Below are 17,737 nucleotides of genomic sequence, written 5' to 3'. Positions count from 1 at the left end.
GAGCTGGCCAATTTAAGTCGATATTCTCTCGCTGCGGCCCCTTAAAGAGCTGCATTTAAAGTTGTTTCCCGATGTAGTTCCCGATTTATCACCGCATGCTTTACCAAGAACGGAGACAGTCATGCGTGAATTATCAGTAGTGGAGCTTGATTTCGTCGGTGGTGGCGTAACAACGAGTAGTTCGAGTTCTTCGAGTACAAGCAGTTCCACCTCAAGCACCAGTTCAACCAGTTCGAGCTCGAGCAGCACGCCCTGGAGTCAAACGACGGTGGGCACCGCCATCAGCCAGGGAGGCGGCGCAGTTGCTGGTGCTGTTGTGACGGGTTTCGTCAATGGCGTGACTGGGGGCAAGATTCCGGTGACGGCGGCGGCTACGGGTGCGCTCGCAAATCAGGGTACGAGCAAGGGTATCTCGTATCTTGAGGACGGGGCGCAAAGTGTTTATAACTCAGCCACGAGTAGCAGTAACTCGAGCAGTTCGAGCAACACAGTGCAAACGGGCACGGTTCAGCCCAGCAGCAGTTCGAGCTCCAGCTCCAGTGGCGAAACGGGCTCGGACGCCAACCCGTCCTATGATTCCCCCCCGGCATACAGCACTTCGACCACTACGTCGTCGGACGACAGTTCCTCGTCCAACTACTCAACGACGTCATCGGAGCCCGATGTCAACGAAAGTAACGTGACGAACAATACGACGGTCTCGGACGATGTCACCACTACCAATGCCGGAACTGACGATAGTTCCTCAACGCCGCTTGGTTCAGGCAATACTGCTGAAGACTCAAGCTCGCTTTCGTCCGGTAACCAGACGATGACGTACACGGACGATACGGCCGAAAACGGTGCAATCGATTCCTACGACGCCGGAAATACGGGCGGCGACCCGGAACTGGCGCTCAATAGCGATGCGGGTTCGGACCCGGTCACGGAACCGGGCGATAGCACAGCTGAATACGCCTGATGCTGAGCAACACGCTTGCGGTTGAACAACGATAAGCAGTAACCCATGCGAGGCCGTCAAACGCCTCGCATCCTTGCGTCGGGGAAAGCGCATGGCAGCAATCTATTCGCTTCAATTTGGCTTTAGGCGTCGCATCCCTGTCGTCTTGCAAAGCGAGGCGGCCGAGTGTGGGCTGGCCTGCCTTGTCATGATAGCCGCGTATCATGGGCACCAGACAGACCTGCGAACACTCCGCGCAGCTTATGCCATCTCGCTCAAGGGCATCACCTTGCGCCAGTTGATTGATGTTGCCAAGGGCATGCAGCTCTCGGCACGCTCGCTGCGGCTCGAACCGGAGGAAATCAAAAATCTTCAGATGCCGTGCATCCTGCACTGGGACCTAAACCACTTTGTCGTACTCGAGGCCGCGAAAGGTGACGTGGTCGAAATCTGTGACCCGGCGACCGGCCGACGCGTTATTACGCGCAAGGAGTTGAGCGACGCCTTCACTGGCGTGGCACTTGAACTGACGCCGGACTTTGATTTCAGGAAGCAGAGCGTACCTCGAAGCGTAAAAATCCGCACGCTCACGGGACGCATCATCGGGCTTGGGCGCTCGCTCACGCAAGTGTTCATCCTGGCGCTGGTTATCGAAATTTTTTCGCTCATTGCCCCCTTCTTTAACGAGTGGGTGGTTGATGATGCCATTACCAGCGCAGATGTAGGACTGCTGACGACTTTGGCGATCGGCTTCGGTTTGTTGTGGATGTTGCAGACTGTCGTGGAAGTGTTGAGAGGGTGGGCCGTCCTGTACATGGGGACCACACTGAATGTTCAATGGCTCACGCGCACGTTTGCCCATCTTGTACGATTGCCGATTGCGTACTTCGAGCGGCGGCATCTGGGCGATATTCTGGTGCGGGCGTCGAGTGTCAATTCTATTCAGGCGACACTGACCACCGGTTTCGTGGAAGCGATTCTCGACGGCTTGATGTCTGTGGGCACGCTCATCATGATGCTGGTGTTCAACCCCAAGCTCTCGATGCTCACATTATTCGCAGTCCTGCTATATATCGGTATGCGGATGGGGCTGTACGCCTCTCTGAAGTTCGCGACGGAAAGCCAGATTGTCTTCGATGCCAAACAACAAAGTCACCTCATCGAAACGATACGAGGTATCCAGAGTGTGCGACTCTTCGACAAGGGTTCGACGCGGCTGACAGCTTGGCTGAATCTCATTGTGCGACAAAAGAACGCAGCGCTACGCACACAACGGCTCATGCTCGTGTTCCACACGGGCAACGCGCTGGTTTTTCGGGCTGAACGGCTGCTGGTGCTCGCGGTCGGTGCAGCGTCAGTGATAGACAAGCATATTACGCTGGGCATGCTGCTCGCGTTCATTGCTTACAGTGACCAATTTACGCAGCGAGCATGTAGTCTTGCTGACCGGTTCTACGATCTGAAGATTCTGGGAATTCAGACGCGGCGACTTGCAGACATTGTGCTTGAGAAGCCGGAGGAAGAGAAACCGGTCGCACCAGTGACGCTCGACGATGTCGCGCCCAGCATTCAGTTGCGCGGGGTGACGTACCGGTACGGCATGGGCGAGAAGCCTACGGTATCCAATGCGACATTGGATGTTCGGCAGGGCGAGCACCTTGCCATCACCGGTGTCAGCGGATGTGGCAAAACGACGTTGCTCAAGATTCTTACGGGATTGCTGACCCCCACTGGCGGTACCGTGTCCGTGGGCGGGACTGTACTGAAGAACTTCGGCATGACCCGTTACCGGCTGATGTTCGGGGCAGTGATGCAGGATGACCAGCTTTTCGCGGGCACGATTGCCGAGAACATCAGCTTCTTTGACGACAACGTGGACATGGACTGGGTGCGGGAGTGCGCAGACAAGGCGGCGCTCCTGAAGGACATCGCTACGTTTCCGATGGGCTTCAACACGCTCGTCGGAGATATGGGCTCCTCACTCTCGGGTGGTCAGAAGCAGCGCGTGCTGCTTGCGCGGGCACTATACAAACGCCCGAAAATCCTCTTTCTCGATGAAGCCACAAGCCATCTTGATGCCCAGAATGAGTCGATAGTCAACGACGGCATAAAATCCCTCAAAATCACGCGGATTGTCATTGCTCACCGGGAAGAGACGATTCGGGCGGCAGACCGGGTGTTGCGCATGGGTCGGGATGCAAAAGGCAACACGGTCTTCACGCCTGTCAGCTTTGCACAGGCTGCTGCGACAGCCGCTGTAACCGCTGTAGCGGCCCCCCTTGCGGTGTCAGTTCCCCATGCGAATGCAGTCAACGAGCAAGCGTCCGTGGTAGGTAGCGCATGAGCACGCCAGAAAGAGGCTCTGGAGAACTAGAGCTTTTTCGCACTGAGGTCTATGCGGCCCAGCTTGAGCATTTGCAGGGAGCCATCCTGCTTGCCCGGCCTCCCGCGATGTGGGTCTATGCGGTCGTCGCTTTGTTCGCGGCGCTTGTGCTCGTCGCGTTCTCGGTGTTTGGCTCCTATACGCGCCGGGAAACGGTGGCGGGCAACGTTGCCTCAGACCTGGCTGTCGCCAAGGTGTACCCGCCCGTCGAAGGTACGGTGATTCAGCGCCTGGTCACAGAAGGAGAGCGGATACGGGTCGGGCAGCCTCTTTTCATCCTCTCGACCGAGACAAACCGCCCAACGTCGGGCGGCGCAGAGAGCGCCATCGCGCGTCAGCTGGCGCTTCGGGTCGAAGAGTTGCAGGGAGAACGCACGCGGCGAGAAGCAATCTACGTCGAGAGTTACCGTGCCATGAAGGAGAAAGTGCGCACGTTCGGAGAGTCGCTTGCGCAGGCACACTCAGAGTCAGGCCTCCAGGCTTTGAAGGTCCAGGTGGATGAGCGTAACGTGGGGAGACTACGAAAGCTCGCGGCTGAAGGCTTCTTTTCCCAAACCCAGCTTGATGACAAGGAGGCCGACCTCCTGAACGAAAAAGGCAAGCTAGCGGCCGACCTCAGAAACGCAGTCGATATCTCAACGGCGCTCGATTCGGCCCGCAGTGAATTCGAAAACGCGCCGCTCGACGAAAAGAACCAGCTATCTCAACTTGACCGCCAGATTGCTGAGCTTCGGGAGCAGGACATCTCAAACGATGTCCATCGGCGGGTTGCTATCACGTCCCAGATAGAAGGCGTTGCGACTACGCCGCTTACTGATGCCGGTGATGTGGTGTCGCCTGCCACGCTGCTAACCAGCATTGAGCCGGAGAAAGCGCGGATGCTCGCATACCTGTATGTGCCGAGCCGTGCGATTGGTTTTGTGAAGGAGGGCACAGCGGTCAACCTGCGTTACGACGCATTCCCTTACCAGAAGTTTGGTCAATACGGCGGTCATGTGACGGAGGTTTCACGTACGGCGCTGCCGCCCGGAGTGTTGAAGGAGTTGGGAGAGGAGCACGAAGGACTGTATCGCGTAACGGTCGCGCTGGACGAACAGGCCGTTTACGCCAATGGCGAGACGTTGCGGCTTCAGGACGGCATGAAGCTGGAAGCGGACATGTTGCTAGAAACGAGAAAAATCTATGAGTGGATGCTTGAACCACTGTACTCGCTTACGGGGCGCTACCAGACCGTTGAATCCCCAAGAGCAGCTAGATAAGGTGCACAGCAGAGCGCGAGGGGCGCTGCTCGGTATGGCTTTACTGGTCATCAGTGCGCAGGCGTGCGCGACCGACCTGGAAACGCTGTATCAGTCAGCCATTGGCTACGACCCAACTGTGCGAAGCGCAGCCGCCTTGTTGCGCGCCGAAGAGATGAAGTATCCCGAAGCCCGTTCGCGCTGGTTGCCGTCACTTAGGGCCTCCGGCAGTGCGATACATGGCCACGTGGACCAGGAGTCGTCGCTATTTCCGAATTATCGGACAGAGGGCTTCACGTTCAGTCTCTCGCAGACAATATTCGATTGGGGCGCGCTTCAGGATTTGAAGGATAGTAGCCTCGAGGTGGAGCAGGCTCAGATTGCTTTCGCGAAAAGCGAAAGTGACCTTATCCTTCGTTTGTGCAATGCGTACTTTGCGGTGTTTAGCGCGCAGGAAGACAAGAGCGCGGCCCACAAGCATCTGGTTGCATTGCAGGAGCAGGAGATGGCCGCAAAGGAGAACTACCGGCTCGGCAACGGAACTGTTGTCGATGTGCAGGATGCCCAGGCCAGCGTGGCAGCAGCCCAAGCTGACGAAGTAGACATGGACAACGCCTTGCAGGAGCGCGTCGTGGAGCTTGAGAGCATCGTGGGAAGGCCGCCGGGGGAGCTAGCGGGGCTGGCGCCGGGCAGGCCGCTGCCCGGGCTTAACCCGTTGCAGGCGTCAGCTTGGGCGCAATTGGCACGAGACAATGGCTTTGACACGAGAATCCAGCAGCTCCAGGTTGCACGTGCCCATACGCATACGTTAAAGACCCGGTACGCGACGTTGCCCTCTGTGACAGCTATCGCATCGTTCAGCCGGGGTAATTCAAGCTACATCAACGGACAGGATAACTTCATCACGGGTGGCCCTGCCGCATCCGCCGCGCAAATTGGGATTCAGATTACCATTCCGCTATTCGATGGTTTGTCGAGCCAGAGCGAGACGCGTGAGAATCTTGCGTTGGAAGACAAGGCAGCGGAGGACCTCGAAGTTGCCCGGCAGAGTGCCGCGCAACAGGCTCAGCAAGCTTTCCTGGGATATGAGGGCGGCCGCATCCGTGTTGCAGCCCTTGAGCAAGCTGTGCATTCGGCGCAAGCCTCGGTGGCGTTCAACGTCAAGGCGTACCGCAACGGTGTACGGCTGAATTCAGATGTCCTGGCAGCAGAGGACCGGTTGTATTCCCAGCAACGCAACTACATCGAAGCGCGCATTGCGGCGCTGATGTGGGGTGTCAGACTCAAGAGCTCAGCCGGCCAGCTCGACGAAGAGGACGTGCAGCAGTTGAACAGTCTGCTGGATGTCCGACAGGGAGGATGATGGAATGCGGCAAAGTAACTTGCGATTGGTCGGCTCGTGGGTCGTTCCTGCACTGGCGTTCGTCTTTTGTGCGATGGCAACTGATGCTGCGCATGCCGAAGAGGGTGTGTTCTGGGAAGCCCGTGCACCCGGACGACCCGTGCTGCTGTTGATGCCAACCCTGCACTTTCTTCCAGACCCCGCTCAGGATATTAACCAGGTACTGGAGCGGGTCATCATGCGCGTGAGCTCCGTCGTGACGGAATCGCCGATGACAGACGCGACTCCGGTTGAAGCGGAGGTCATCAAGCAGATGGAGATATATCCACCAACTGACAGTCTCGAAAATCATTTCGGCGCAGAAGGCTTGGATGCATTACATGCCTGCGCGGCCAACGCTCACATGCCTTATCCCGTCTTTACGCGCATCAAGCCGTGGGCTCTAACGTTGCTAGTGGCACGTCGGCTCAAGACACCCCCGACGTACGCGGGAATTGAAACCAGATTGGTCCTGGGCGCGCAAGCTGCACACAGAAGCGTCTCGTCGTTGCTCACTGCCGTGGAGAACATGGAAGAACTGCAGGAGATGCCCGCACGTCTCCAGAAAATCGACCTTCTGGAAACGTGCAAACGATTTGACCGGACGGTAGACAATCAGCTTCTACAGGACTTGACCAAAGACTGGAGGCAGGGGGACGTTAGGTCCCTCGCCGTGGATGTAGAACGGCCCACAGAGCCTGGGGATGTTCCCGAACTCAAGCAAGTCGGTGACTTTACCAAGGCCAATGGCTCATCCCTCTACATGGAGGCTTTGCTGAGTGAGCGCATCCAGGCAATGACAGGCCCCATTCTGGTTGCTGTAGGGGCAGCGCATCTGGTCGGAGAACCTTCAATGTTGACCCGACTTGCGAAAGCGGGATACACGGTCCGCCGAACTACGCTCGATCAATATCCGGAAATTCCACTCACCGCGAAGGTGGCTGCGTCCGCGAGCCACGACTAACCCAGCGAAAATATCTTCTCATGGAGCGAGGCCGGAACAGGAGTCCGGGTACCGACCTGCTCGTCAAGGTTGAAATCCGGATAGGCTGCGATTTCTCGCGAGCAAGCTCGAGCTGGAAGCAATTATTGAGACTCTGGCTGCCGCGCGGTCGCTTGCTTGTTCGGGTGGGATGAGCGAATCTCACACTCTGGACACTGCGGTAGACGAGTATGGCGGTCAGGGAAGCATCAAAAAATTACTAGACGACCGGTCGACTACGTGTCATAGTTCGGTCCATGGAAACGACCAACACCACCGAAACCGCTGACGTTCGCGAAAAAATCATCGCGATCGGGCAGAACATCATCGGCGCGAAAGGCTTCGCGGCGGTGGGCCTGAGCGAGATTCTCGCAGCAGCGGGTGTGCCGAAGGGGTCTTTCTACTATTACTTCGCGTCGAAGGACGCATTCGGCGTGGCGCTGCTCGAAAGCTATTTCGAGGACTATCTGGCCGAACTCGACAAGACGCTGAACCTGCCCGGCATGAACATGGCCGGGCGACTGATGCAGTACTGGCAGATCTGGCGCGAAACGCAGTCGTTTTTCGACTGCCAGGGCAAATGCCTCGCGGTCAAGCTGGGCGCGGAAGTGGCCGACATGTCCGAGCCCATGCGGGCGACGCTCAATCGCGGCACGGCCGGGGTCGTTGCGCGACTGGCGCGGGCGATCGAGGCGGGGGTTGCCGAAGGCTCGCTCGCGGTCGACGGGGAGCCGCGCGCCGTGGCGCAAAGTCTGTATCAGCTTTGGCTGGGCGCCAGTGTGATGGTCAAGATCGTGCGCAACCTGCAGCCTTTCGAGGTCGCCCTCGAAACCACGCGTCGCACGCTGCATCTGCCGGACTAATCGGCGCAGTAAAGGTTGTTCCAGGCACTTCTACCGAAGTGCTTTTTTTAGGTCCGGTTACTAGACGACCGGTCGACTATATGGGGCGAGATGCCTCTTTGCAACGGAGAAGCAACATGAAAGTTCTGATGGTTCTGACCTCGCACGATCAACTGGGCAACACCGGCCGCAAGACGGGCTTCTGGCTCGAAGAACTGGCCGCGCCGTATTACGCGTTCCAGGACGCGGGCGCGCAGATCGTGCTCGCTTCGCCGCAAGGCGGTCAGCCGCCGCTCGACCCCAAGAGCGACGAGCCGGCGTTTCAGACCGAGCTGACGCATCGCTTCCAGGCCGACGCCATGGCGAAGGCGCAGCTTGCGGCGACCGTGCGTCTCGACAGCGTCTCGCACGAGGACTTCGACGCAGTCTTCTATCCGGGCGGCCACGGCCCGCTTTGGGATCTGGCCGAAGATCCGGTTTCGATCGCGCTGATCCAGTCGTTCTTCGCCGCCGGCAAGCCGACTGCGCTGGTGTGCCACGCGCCGGGCGTGCTGCGCCACGCGAAGGCGCCGGACGGCCGTCCGCTCGTGGAAGGCCGCAAGGTGACGGGCTTCACGAATACCGAAGAAGAAGCCGTGGGCCTGACCCAAGTGGTGCCGTTCCTCGTCGAAGACGAATTGAAGGCGAAGGGCGGCATCTATTCGAAGCTCGGCGACTGGGCGGTGTATGTCGTGACCGACGGCGTGCTGATCACCGGCCAGAATCCGGCCTCGTCCGGTCCGGCCGCGCTCGAACTGCTCGCGCATCCGGCGCTCAAGGGCAAGCGCTAATCACATCACAACGAGAGCCCGGCACAGGGCTCCGTCGATTCAAACGATAACGAACGACAACATCTATTCACGCGGCGCGGGCGATTCAGCCCGCACCCTCTCGCAACACGTTTCAAGGACTCATCATGCAGCACTCCGAATTTTTCGATGCCGTCGCGCTCGGGCCGTATCGACTCAAGAACCGCATCGTGCTGCCGCCGCTCACGCGTCAGCGCAGCGCGCGCGACGGCGACGTCGCCACCGACCTCATGGCCGAATACTATCGCCAGCGCGCGAGTGCCGGTCTGATCGTGAGCGAAGGCACGCAGATCGAGCCGCGCGGCCAGGGTTATGCGTGGACGCCCGGCATCCACACCGAGGCGCAAATCGCGGGCTGGCGCAAGGTGACCGATGCCGTGCACGAAGCGGGCGGCATCATGTTCGCGCAACTCTGGCACGTCGGCCGCGTTTCGCACAACGCGCTGCAGCCGGACGGCGCCGCGCCGGTCGCGCCCTCGGCGCTCCAGGCGGAGCAAGCGAAAGCGTTCATTGCGACCGGTCCCGACACCGGCACGCTGATCGCGCCCCCGGTGCCGCGCGCGCTGAGCACCGTGGAAGTCCGCGAGATCGTCGAACTGTATGCACAGGCCGCGCGTAACGCGCTTGCTGCGGGTTTCGACGGCGTCGAAATTCACGCGGCGAACGGCTATCTCGTCAACCAGTTTATTTCGGCGCATTCGAATCAGCGTGACGACGAATACGGCGGTTCGCTGCAAAACCGTCTACGCTTTTTGCGGGAGATCGTCGAAGCGGTGACGAAGGTCGTCGGTCCGGGCCGCCTGGGCGTGCGTTTTGCCCCGCTGTTTGCAGGTACCGACGAGGACCGCGTGTATATCGGCCTCGTCGAGGACGATCCGCATCAGACCTATATCGAAGCCATCAAGATTCTCGATGAATTCGACGTGGCCTATCTCTCGATCGCGGAAGCCGACTGGGACAACGCGCCGGATCTGCCGCTCGAATTCCGCCGCGCCGTGCGCGAGACCTTCCGGGGCCGCATCGTGTACGCGGGGCGTTATACGGCGGAACGCGGCGCGCGTCTGCTCGCAAGCGGTTTCGCGGATCTGATTGCATTCGGCCGTCCTTTTATTGCGAATCCCGATTTGCCTGCGCGTATTGCCAATGGCTGGCCGCTGAATCCCGTCGATGCAGCAACGCTATACGGCGGCACGGAAAAAGGCTTTACCGATTATCCGACGTACAGTGAATCCCAACGTCTTTCCACCGAAGAGGTGCTGTGATGAGCAATAACATTGAAAGCAAGGTCGTGCTGATTACCGGCGCAAGCAGCGGCATTGGCGCGGTGACCGCGCGTCATCTCGCGGCGCAGGGCGCGCACGTGGCGGTCGCCGCGCGGCGCACGGATCGCCTCGATGCCCTGGTCGCGGAAATCGAAGCGGCGGGTGGGCGAGCAAAGGCGTATGCGCTCGACGTCACCGACAAGGCGCAGGTCGAAAGTGTGGTGGCTGGCGTCGTCGCCGATTTCGGGCGTCTCGACGTGCTGATCAACAATGCGGGGCTGATGCCGATCCGTCCGATGGCCGAAGTGAATACGGACGAATGGGACGCGATGATCGATGTGAATATCAAAGGCACGCTGTATGGCATTGCTGCCGCGTTGCCACGTTTCCTGAAACAGCAAAGCGGCCATTTCATCAATCTCAGTTCGGTGGCGGGCATCAAGGTCTTCGCGCCGGGCGGCACGGTTTATTCGGGCACCAAGTTTGCCGTGCGTGCTATTTCCGAAGGGCTGCGGCAGGAAGTCGGCGAGAACATTCGCGTGACGTCAATTGAACCGGGCGCAGTGGAGAGCGAACTGAAGCTAAGCACCACGGGAACCGCCCAACAGACGGTGCTCGACTTCTACAAGCAGGCTGTGCCTGCAGAATCCGTGGCGCGCGCGATAGCATTCGCGATTGAACAACCTGCGGACGTCGACATAAACGAAATGGTGATTCGTCCGACGCGGCAGGAGTTCTAGATTAATGGAGTGCGGTCGGCAGGAAGCCGACCGCAGCTGGGAGTTAGCCGCAAAGTTAGCCGCAAGGCTGCCAATTCAGCGGCGTGTCGTAAATTACGCCATTGACATCCAGATGTGGGTCCCCGTCAAGGTGTTCGATGTTCTCGACCGATCCGCCCGGCATTATCGACTTGATCGAGTTTATGCGTATCTTGATCTTGTCCGGCGTCACACCTTCAGTGAAACCGACTATACGATAAGTGGCGCGAACACCTTGGCCGTACATCGGTCGGCCAAATGCGGTGCCTAGTATCTGCCGGCTAATCCCTTCGTCTGTCCGGCAAATTTCTGTTCCGACCACGCGATCCTGTTTGACGGCCTCGCGAGTTTCGATCGCCTTTTCTTCGGCGAGCTTTTGCCGCTCCTCATTACGAGTGGCTATTTCGGCATCGAAGGCAGCCGAGTTTCCCGACAGGCGCGCAACCTGCCCGACGAACGCGAGGGAAGCGGTGCGATGGAATTCGGCTTCGGTGTGCGCGGTTGTACGAATGTCAACGGGCGAAAACTGGAAGCCGTAACTGATCAGAGCCTTCGCCGTCGCAAGACGTACATCCCAATTGATCTGTCCGCCGTACGACTTCAACGTAAGTTGGCCAAGTACTGCGAGTCCATCCATATCCCACTTCGCGCCATGGCGGCCAAGCGCTGAAACCAGGGCGGGCTGTGCATCCACGCGGGCTCGGTCGAGGACGACTTCCAGTAGTGGCACGCCAGTCGGTTGCATTCGGGAGGCCGGACGGCAGGTTGGGTCTTGTCCGAAAACACCGTAACGAATGTAGCCCGGACGCGCGGCCACGTAGCAGAGTTTCAGGTTCACATTTGCGCCACCCGCTATTGCAGCTTCGGCAGCCTGGCTGTCGCTTTGCCGGATGGCTCGAACAAGCTCGCCGTCGGAGCCTGCAACTGCGTCTTCGAGCGGTACGAGTTGCGTTTGAGCAGGGAGCGAGTGCTGTGGTGCCGCGCAGCTGCACAGCATCAAAGCCGACAACAGTGCTGTGCAACCAATTCCTTTCATTCGAGTTCTCATAAGACGGTCTATGCGATTTGGACGTTTCTTTGATGCGCGGTCATTCATCCGCTCCCCAGCATGACTACGCTGGGCAAGATTTTCTGATTCTGTTGCGGCTCGGGGCATTCCTATGGGCTGTGGGTCTTCGGCTATCGGTGTGCATTTTTTGATGAGCTTGCTTTCCGTCGATGACGTCTGCGGTAATACTCCTACTTACCGTCTTATCGGATATCGGGAGTGAATCTTGAGCTATCGATGCGGATACGGGCTTCCGGTCAAAAGGGAAATCGTGCGTGCGTGTTGATCGAACTGCCTTCCTTGCCTCAATTTTCCTGTCGCGCCTTGCGGACCAGTTGCTTTTCTTCCTGGTCCCGTTGGTCGTCTTCGCTATCACGAAAGAGGCTACATGGTCTGGGATAGCCTTCTTTGTCGAGGCGTTGCCACGCTTCCTTGCATTCCCTTTGTGCGGAGCACTCAGTGATCGCATGTCGCCCGTTCGTCTCTTGCGCATCAGTCAGGCGAGTCGTGCGATTGCCTGTCTTGTTGGTGTGGCTGGTTATCTCGTTTGGGGAGGGCTCCCATGGCTCATCGGCCTCTCCGCTGTCTGCGGTGCGCTTACTAGCCAAGGATTTGTCGCTCGTGAAGTGCTGCTGCCGCAGGTATTCGCCGGACAACGTTTCGAGAAGGTACTTTCTTACACGCAACTCGCAGACCAGTTGGGGATGGTTCTAGGGCCTGTGGCTGCTGCCGCGCTCTTGGGATGGAAGAGTTGGGAATGGGCCGTGGCGGGCGCCGCGCTCGTCTTTGTCGCTTCAGATGTATTCACCGTAGTGTGGCAACGCACGTCCTCTGCGCGGATAGCTCCGCCTGTGCACACCACTGGCCCGATTTACAGGCCTCTACTAACTGCGCTTATGCACGTTGTATCGCTGCCGGGCCTTGCACGCCTCGTGTTGCTAGCGGCTGCAGAGAACCTCGTAATAGGGATCACGCTGGCGACCGCTGCGGCGATGGTGACTGGCAAGTTCAAGCAAACGAGTGAATTTTATGCCGCGTTGCAAGTGGCAGGCGCCATTGCAACGATTCTGATTCTCGCGGTGGTCGCACATGTTGAGGTTTCCCGCGTCAAACTTGGCTGTATTGCATTCGTCGCCATTGCTGCGGGCGGTGTTGCCATGGGGATGTGTACTTCGATAGCTACGTATGTGATTGCGTTTCTGGTCGTGATCGGTTTTGACAAGATGTTCAACGTGTACATTCGCAGTGCACGACAGGCCATCATTCCTCCGCGAGACTATGGGAAAACGACGGGAGTCATTGTTCTGTTGAACAATGCGACACAACCGCTTGCCGGACTGTGCGTGGGAATATTTGGCGCTCGAAATCAGCTCCCCCTCGTCATTACGCTGGCAGCCGCAGGGATGGTAACGCTAGGTGGGATTGCTGCCGGGATCAGTTTCGCGCGGAACCATCTAGCAGTTCGCGCGATCAAGTAGCTATTGTGGGATAGGTCGTGCAATGCCACATCTACATGCGGAGTAGTTCGTTTTGGCATCTTGGCGAGTGTGGCTGGCGGTCGATTGTGTCATTGACGCTCTGCGTTCCAGAGGACGCAGAGCGTGCGACACAAAAGCGACTCTTCACCTGCTCAAGCGGAAATCGACGACCTGGCTGTTGATCATGCCTTGCGCCACGTCGCGCTTAGACGTCGCTTTGTGCTTCGTAGCCCGACGGCATTACGGCAGACGTCGCCGCAACGCAGACTTCTGTGTCTGTATTCCACACGCGGAAGGAATGTCAAAGTTCGACGGGTCAATCGGCTGGGTGAAGGCCTCGTAGTAATAGTAATCAGCGAGCGCGAGACTGGTGCCGACGTTGACACCAGACTGCGACTGCATAAATGTGACTGGCCGGCTTTCAGTACCCGTCGCGTTCTGCGGCGCATACCACGTCCAAAGGTAGGTGGCCTCGGGGTAGTTCGGCGGCGCAGGCGGGAACAGCACAGAAAAGATTGTTACCGTCGTATCGGGCGCAATGACCGGATTGCTGGAGATGGTCGCCTGGATTGTGCCTTCCACGGCCGGGATCTGAACCCAGTCGGGTGGTTCCTGCGCGAACGGGAACTGGCTGCCACCGATGCAACTTGAGGTGCCGTCCCAGTTGAAGTTAATAAGGAAGCCTGTGCCGCTCTCGGGCGGTGGCTGCACACCATTCGGTGCCGGCCCGGTCAGCAGCGCTTCTTGCGCGCCCATCTCTCCAGAGTTGTAGTTGTACTGCATCAACGTGTTTTGCGCGCGGTCGGAGTAGCTCTGGTAATCCGGGGCGTCTTTCCAAACGTAAAGTACACGCGTCGGCAACGGATTGTAGTTTTCGTTTACCGGGGTCATGAACGCGGTCATGCCGAAATTCGTGTTCCAGGTGAAATTCTGATAACCGTTTGGATTTCCAACCGAAAAGCCAGGAATCGTGGGAGTTGTGAAGTCTTGCGGCCGGGCAGGCGCCTTTTCCTCACTGTCATGTGCAGTGTAGGTGGGGAAATACGTGAAAGACCACATCTGAAAGAATGCAAGCTGGGTCGGATCTCCTTGCGTGGGCTTCGGAGGTCCTTCGCCAAACATCATGCGTACCGGTGCGTTCGAGTCCGAATCGAACCAGAGCCATGTCGCGGCTGGCGGTGAACCTGCGATTGGTACTGGAATCTTCCACCAGTTAACCGGCGCGGGCGCCATCCAGTTCAGAGGCGAGGAGCCGACGCATGAGGCGCTCGAGCGTTGTGCGCCGAACCAGTCACTCGGCAACGACCAGCCAAGATCGATGGCCGTCCACGTTCGGCCACCGTCCGTGGAGACCTTCGTGCCCTCAGGTGTCACTACATACCACCACCGGCCGTACGAACAGCCGGCTACTTGAGCGGAGAACCACTTGCCTGGGACGCAAGCGACGTTGGCGACGCAAAGTTGAAAGAACGGATTATCAGGCTTCGGGTCGGTCGACAAGGGCGGACTGAAGGGATGCAGCAGCACCGTGGCAGTCCACGCTGGCGGCATCGCAGGAGGAGGGCTACTCACCGTCTCGAAGGACGGATAGGCTGAAGGCGGTACTGGGTCGGAGACGGCAGTAGTGAAGGTCATGCGATCCTCTTACAGTGGAAGGGAAAGTCGGCAGCCGTGCCCTGATGGGCGTCAGTGCACAGAAGGCGGGCGGCCATTCGGCCACGTGGCCACCCATCGCTGCGGGGGAACTCCAGAGCCGAGCACGGCGAGCGTGACGTCCCATGTATCTGGATCCACTGTCAGCGCATGCAAAAGCGTCGTCGTTGTAGATGTGGGCAGCGGAACTTCGAAGCTAGCAAAAGGTGCGGACGCATTGATATGCGGGGCTGCGCAGTCCATCGGAACCATAAAAAGCGAGACGCGACCCGTGCCGCCGCCTGTGGAGGGACTCGCACCTACGAACAGCACCGCGCGCGACGGCGAAGCGTAGGTCTGACCGAAGGCGAGGGCATAAACGCCAAGGGAACCAAATGTTGCGATGTCTCCCAACGGAGTGCCGTCGTGCGCAAGAACCTGCACACGGTGATTGAGTGCGTCGGCAACCCAGATACGGTCACAGGCGTCGACGAGCAACGCATGCGGCAGATTAAATTGACCAGGGCCACTGCCGGTGTGGCCATCAGGAGCGCTCCAGTGTGCGAGCACTCGGCCTGATGGATTCAAAGTCAGGACCCGGTTATTGAGTCCACCTACGTCGCCGTCGGACACCAGGAGCTGGCCAGACGAATTCCATGCGATATCCGTTACTTCGTCGAACTGCACCGGGTCGAGCCCAGTTCCCTGCGAATTTGCACCGCAAGTGCCAATCGTCGACAGCGGCCTTCCAGATAGGTCGAAGGCCTTCAGACAATGCCCTTCTGCGGGACCGGCGGGATTTGGCGGCGCCATGTCGGTGATCCATGTCTGGGTCTTGCCGCTGGTGTCTGTGTGGAAGGAAATTGAATGCGGGTCGCCCAGCGCGCTCGTCGTCCACGAGGAGATGAGATTACCTTTAGGACTCCAAACACTAACCACCGGCTGAGAGCGCTGTAATACGTAGATATTGCCAGTACGCGGCTCACGGCGAACCCAACTTACAGTGCTGAATTTTACAGTGGACGGCTGCGGGAAGGCGGGGTCGCGCACGTATACCGGCACTGGCAAGTTTGCGTGCGGCGACGCCTCGACTCCAGTTTGACCAATGCATCCAACGAGAGCGAATACGGCTGCGAATGCAATCGCGATAAGGCCAGCGAACCTTTTGCTGGCATGGCTCGAGATCATGCTCTGTTGCCTTCGGCCGCAAGCTCTCTCTGGATGTCTTGAAGGATATTGAGACTGGGTTGGGTAGCCGCCAGCACGAAGTTCTGCGCGAGAACCTCGTCGGGTTGAAAGATTTCCTGGGTGAAGTTGGCAGTTACGAGCGAAAGGTACTGCTGCATCAGAGGCGCACTGGCGTAAAGCAGCGGCTGCCCTTGGTCATTCAGCTGCGGTTCCCAGCGCCCACTCGGCGTGGGTGCAATGGCCATGAACCACCATTCCAGATACTCGAAAAATACACCGCCGGCGTACGGCTCGCGCGCCAGCAATAGCGGCATCAGGCAACGCTGCGTAGTGGGACTGGACGGGTCGTCCGGATGGGCTGGCACGGACATCTCGATGTAGACATCTTGATCGGGTTCGTCCGGATTGGTGATCTTCAGGTCGCGCATGGTAGCGCGTGACGTCGGCGGCCCCCATGGTGCATCGGGCAACTCCACGACGTGACCCGTGCTGCGATAGTGGATGCGCTCGTACAGTGCCAGGCGCTTACTCGGATGGTTCTTGCTGAACAGGTGGAAGCACTCGTGCACCATCACGTCTTGCAGGTACGAAAGGTCGGTGTCTGGGTGCAGCGGGTCGCCGTAGCTTATGGAGGTCGCAACGCTCACTACCATGTTGGTCGGTAGCACGATCGTATCCTTGCGCCTCGTGTACGCAGCGTAACCTTCCTCCTGGCCACTGGTTTTGACTACGTAAATGATTGGCGGCAGATTCAGATCAAGCGGTGCGAAGAAGGTCGCTAACCCGATGACGATGTGTTTAAGTGCCGAGATCTCATCATCGGTCCAGCTCAGAACCTGGGAGGCGACGTAGTCGAGGTAGATCGGCTGTGTCACCTCGACCACCTCGCGCCGCAGCCCGAGACGAGCCTGGCGGTCGAAGTGAGTTTGTCGGAGGACATAGTCATCAATCGTTGAGAGCAGGTCCCGGCCCTTCGCCACAGAGACGGCAATGACCTTGGAACCACCGGGCAAAACGCCAACTTCCTGATCAGGAGGAACCGCCGTCAGGTCACGTCGAGCGAGTTGTCGAATTGCTGTCGTTCTGATGGTCATCATCTACCCCGTACATTTTTTTTTGAGTGTTAACGAGGATAGGTCTGATGATTGATGTCCGAGACTATGAAAAACCTGAATTGACCAGCGACTTTTTTTGTCTGATTATTCAAGGTTTTTCTCGGCAATGAACTTTCTCTATTGCGACGACGAGTTTAGATTCCTAATTTCACGTCGTAATCATGTATTGCGCATTAGAGTCATGAATATGTCACTCTATTCTCATTCGCGAGGGCAGTTGTAGGATCAAATCGACAACAGCGATGTACTCAAACCAGGTCAGCGCTGAGCGAGAATGGCGTCACGCATCGCGCATTTTTCGCGAGACTACTCACGTTCGATGATATGACCCGTAGGCCAGTGTTCCTTGCACAGTGCATCGCGACCAGCCTTACAAAACCTTCGATTACGATGTCGGCGCGTCCTGCTTCGCCAGGCTGATTGCCGTAAGTTAAAGGTGCAGTAAACGTGTGGATCAAGCTATGAAATTGCGCACAGTGTGCTGGCCGACTCCCAGTCGTGGCGAGTGGCTGCTCACCGCTCTGCATCCGTCACCTGAAGCAAGTGGGTGCGGCCGTCGGATGTGAGCCATATACTCGGCGGTGTCGAGTGGCCGGTACTGGCCGACTGCTGACTCGCGCAGTTTGCATGAACCACGGGGCC

The 17,737-nt window shown here is 58.4% G+C and carries 14 protein-coding genes; 10 read left to right on the top strand and 4 right to left on the bottom strand.

The features are described from left to right. Window positions 1-121 precede the first annotated feature (121 nt). The 9 genes from F3J17_RS04940 (at window position 122) to F3J17_RS04900 (ending at window position 10,616) form a co-directional block, all read left to right on the top strand. Window positions 122-961: a hypothetical protein gene (locus tag F3J17_RS04940; RefSeq protein ID WP_167054290.1), complete on the top strand. Its 840-nt coding sequence runs from the start codon at window positions 122-124 to the stop codon at window positions 959-961. Between the two features lie 91 nt (window positions 962-1,052). Next, window positions 1,053-3,284 carry a peptidase domain-containing ABC transporter gene (locus tag F3J17_RS04935; RefSeq protein WP_167054288.1) on the top strand — a complete coding sequence of 744 codons (2,232 nt, stop codon included), beginning with the start codon at window positions 1,053-1,055 and terminating at the stop codon, window positions 3,282-3,284. Continuing rightward, window positions 3,281-4,582: an HlyD family efflux transporter periplasmic adaptor subunit gene (locus F3J17_RS04930; protein ID WP_167054286.1), complete on the top strand. Its 1,302-nt coding sequence runs from the start codon at window positions 3,281-3,283 to the stop codon at window positions 4,580-4,582. Before F3J17_RS04935 ends, F3J17_RS04930 begins: the two co-directional genes overlap by 4 nt. Window positions 4,583-4,616: 34 nt before the next feature. Further along, on the top strand, window positions 4,617-5,924 hold the full coding sequence (locus tag F3J17_RS04925; RefSeq protein WP_167054284.1) for a TolC family protein: 1,308 nt from the start codon (window positions 4,617-4,619) through the stop codon (window positions 5,922-5,924). Between the two features lie 4 nt (window positions 5,925-5,928). Continuing rightward, window positions 5,929-6,906 carry a TraB/GumN family protein gene (locus F3J17_RS04920; RefSeq protein WP_167054282.1) on the top strand — a complete coding sequence of 326 codons (978 nt, stop codon included), beginning with the start codon at window positions 5,929-5,931 and terminating at the stop codon, window positions 6,904-6,906. Window positions 6,907-7,181: 275 nt separating this feature from the next. Next, window positions 7,182-7,787 carry a TetR/AcrR family transcriptional regulator gene (locus F3J17_RS04915; protein ID WP_167054280.1) on the top strand — a complete coding sequence of 202 codons (606 nt, stop codon included), beginning with the start codon at window positions 7,182-7,184 and terminating at the stop codon, window positions 7,785-7,787. A gap of 116 nt (window positions 7,788-7,903) precedes the next feature. Next, a complete protein-coding gene (locus F3J17_RS04910) occupies window positions 7,904-8,596 on the top strand; it encodes a type 1 glutamine amidotransferase domain-containing protein (protein WP_167054278.1) in 693 nt (230 codons plus the stop codon). A 125-nt stretch (window positions 8,597-8,721) separates the two neighbouring features. Continuing rightward, on the top strand, window positions 8,722-9,876 hold the full coding sequence (locus F3J17_RS04905) for an alkene reductase (protein ID WP_167054275.1): 1,155 nt from the start codon (window positions 8,722-8,724) through the stop codon (window positions 9,874-9,876). Then, on the top strand, window positions 9,876-10,616 hold the full coding sequence (locus tag F3J17_RS04900; RefSeq protein WP_167054273.1) for an SDR family oxidoreductase: 741 nt from the start codon (window positions 9,876-9,878) through the stop codon (window positions 10,614-10,616). The genes F3J17_RS04905 and F3J17_RS04900 overlap by 1 nt, the downstream gene beginning before the upstream one ends. Window positions 10,617-10,671: 55 nt before the next feature. On the opposite strand, the gene F3J17_RS04895 is transcribed toward F3J17_RS04900, so the two are convergent. Then, window positions 10,672-11,670 carry a hypothetical protein gene (locus tag F3J17_RS04895; protein ID WP_167054271.1) on the bottom strand — a complete coding sequence of 333 codons (999 nt, stop codon included), beginning with the start codon at window positions 11,668-11,670 and terminating at the stop codon, window positions 10,672-10,674. Between the two features lie 287 nt (window positions 11,671-11,957). Between F3J17_RS04895 and F3J17_RS04890 the strand changes: the two genes are divergently transcribed. Continuing rightward, window positions 11,958-13,160, top strand: coding sequence for an MFS transporter (locus F3J17_RS04890; RefSeq protein ID WP_167054269.1), 1,203 nt, complete (start codon window positions 11,958-11,960; stop codon window positions 13,158-13,160). 240 nt (window positions 13,161-13,400) lie between these two features. On the opposite strand, the gene F3J17_RS04885 is transcribed toward F3J17_RS04890, so the two are convergent. The 3 genes from F3J17_RS04885 to F3J17_RS04875 are packed head-to-tail and all read right to left on the bottom strand — an operon-like array spanning window position 13,401 to window position 17,077. Beyond that, complete coding sequence (locus F3J17_RS04885; RefSeq protein ID WP_167054267.1) at window positions 13,401-14,795, bottom strand: hypothetical protein; 1,395 nt, start codon at window positions 14,793-14,795, stop codon at window positions 13,401-13,403. A 51-nt stretch (window positions 14,796-14,846) separates the two neighbouring features. Continuing rightward, window positions 14,847-15,980, bottom strand: coding sequence for a hypothetical protein (locus tag F3J17_RS04880; protein ID WP_167054265.1), 1,134 nt, complete (start codon window positions 15,978-15,980; stop codon window positions 14,847-14,849). Continuing rightward, entirely contained in the window at window positions 15,977-17,077 is a 1,101-nt protein-coding gene (locus F3J17_RS04875) for a hypothetical protein (RefSeq protein ID WP_205194610.1), read from the bottom strand. The genes F3J17_RS04880 and F3J17_RS04875 overlap by 4 nt, the downstream gene beginning before the upstream one ends. Window positions 17,078-17,737 lie beyond the last annotated feature (660 nt).

Source organism: Burkholderia sp. Ax-1719 (assembly GCF_011753055.1).
GTDB lineage: Bacteria > Pseudomonadota > Gammaproteobacteria > Burkholderiales > Burkholderiaceae > Paraburkholderia.
This window is presented reverse-complemented; position numbering and strand designations above follow the sequence as displayed.

Bases quoted from the DNA above. Each gene is read 5' to 3' on its own strand.
- F3J17_RS04930 (WP_167054286.1), top strand. From the start codon at position 3,281: ATGAGCACGCCAGAAAGAGGCTCTGGAGAACTAGAGCTTTTTCGCACT.
- F3J17_RS04910 (WP_167054278.1), top strand. From the start codon at position 7,904: ATGAAAGTTCTGATGGTTCTGACCTCGCACGATCAACTGGGCAACACC.
- F3J17_RS04935 (WP_167054288.1), top strand. From the start codon at position 1,053: ATGGCAGCAATCTATTCGCTTCAATTTGGCTTTAGGCGTCGCATCCCT.
- F3J17_RS04875 (WP_205194610.1), bottom strand. From the start codon at position 17,077: ATGATGACCATCAGAACGACAGCAATTCGACAACTCGCTCGACGTGAC.
- F3J17_RS04885 (WP_167054267.1), bottom strand. From the start codon at position 14,795: ATGACCTTCACTACTGCCGTCTCCGACCCAGTACCGCCTTCAGCCTAT.
- F3J17_RS04900 (WP_167054273.1), top strand. From the start codon at position 9,876: ATGAGCAATAACATTGAAAGCAAGGTCGTGCTGATTACCGGCGCAAGC.
- F3J17_RS04915 (WP_167054280.1), top strand. From the start codon at position 7,182: ATGGAAACGACCAACACCACCGAAACCGCTGACGTTCGCGAAAAAATC.
- F3J17_RS04925 (WP_167054284.1), top strand. From the start codon at position 4,617: ATGGCTTTACTGGTCATCAGTGCGCAGGCGTGCGCGACCGACCTGGAA.
- F3J17_RS04905 (WP_167054275.1), top strand. From the start codon at position 8,722: ATGCAGCACTCCGAATTTTTCGATGCCGTCGCGCTCGGGCCGTATCGA.
- F3J17_RS04920 (WP_167054282.1), top strand. From the start codon at position 5,929: ATGCGGCAAAGTAACTTGCGATTGGTCGGCTCGTGGGTCGTTCCTGCA.
- F3J17_RS04895 (WP_167054271.1), bottom strand. From the start codon at position 11,670: ATGAAAGGAATTGGTTGCACAGCACTGTTGTCGGCTTTGATGCTGTGC.
- F3J17_RS04880 (WP_167054265.1), bottom strand. From the start codon at position 15,980: ATGATCTCGAGCCATGCCAGCAAAAGGTTCGCTGGCCTTATCGCGATT.
- F3J17_RS04940 (WP_167054290.1), top strand. From the start codon at position 122: ATGCGTGAATTATCAGTAGTGGAGCTTGATTTCGTCGGTGGTGGCGTA.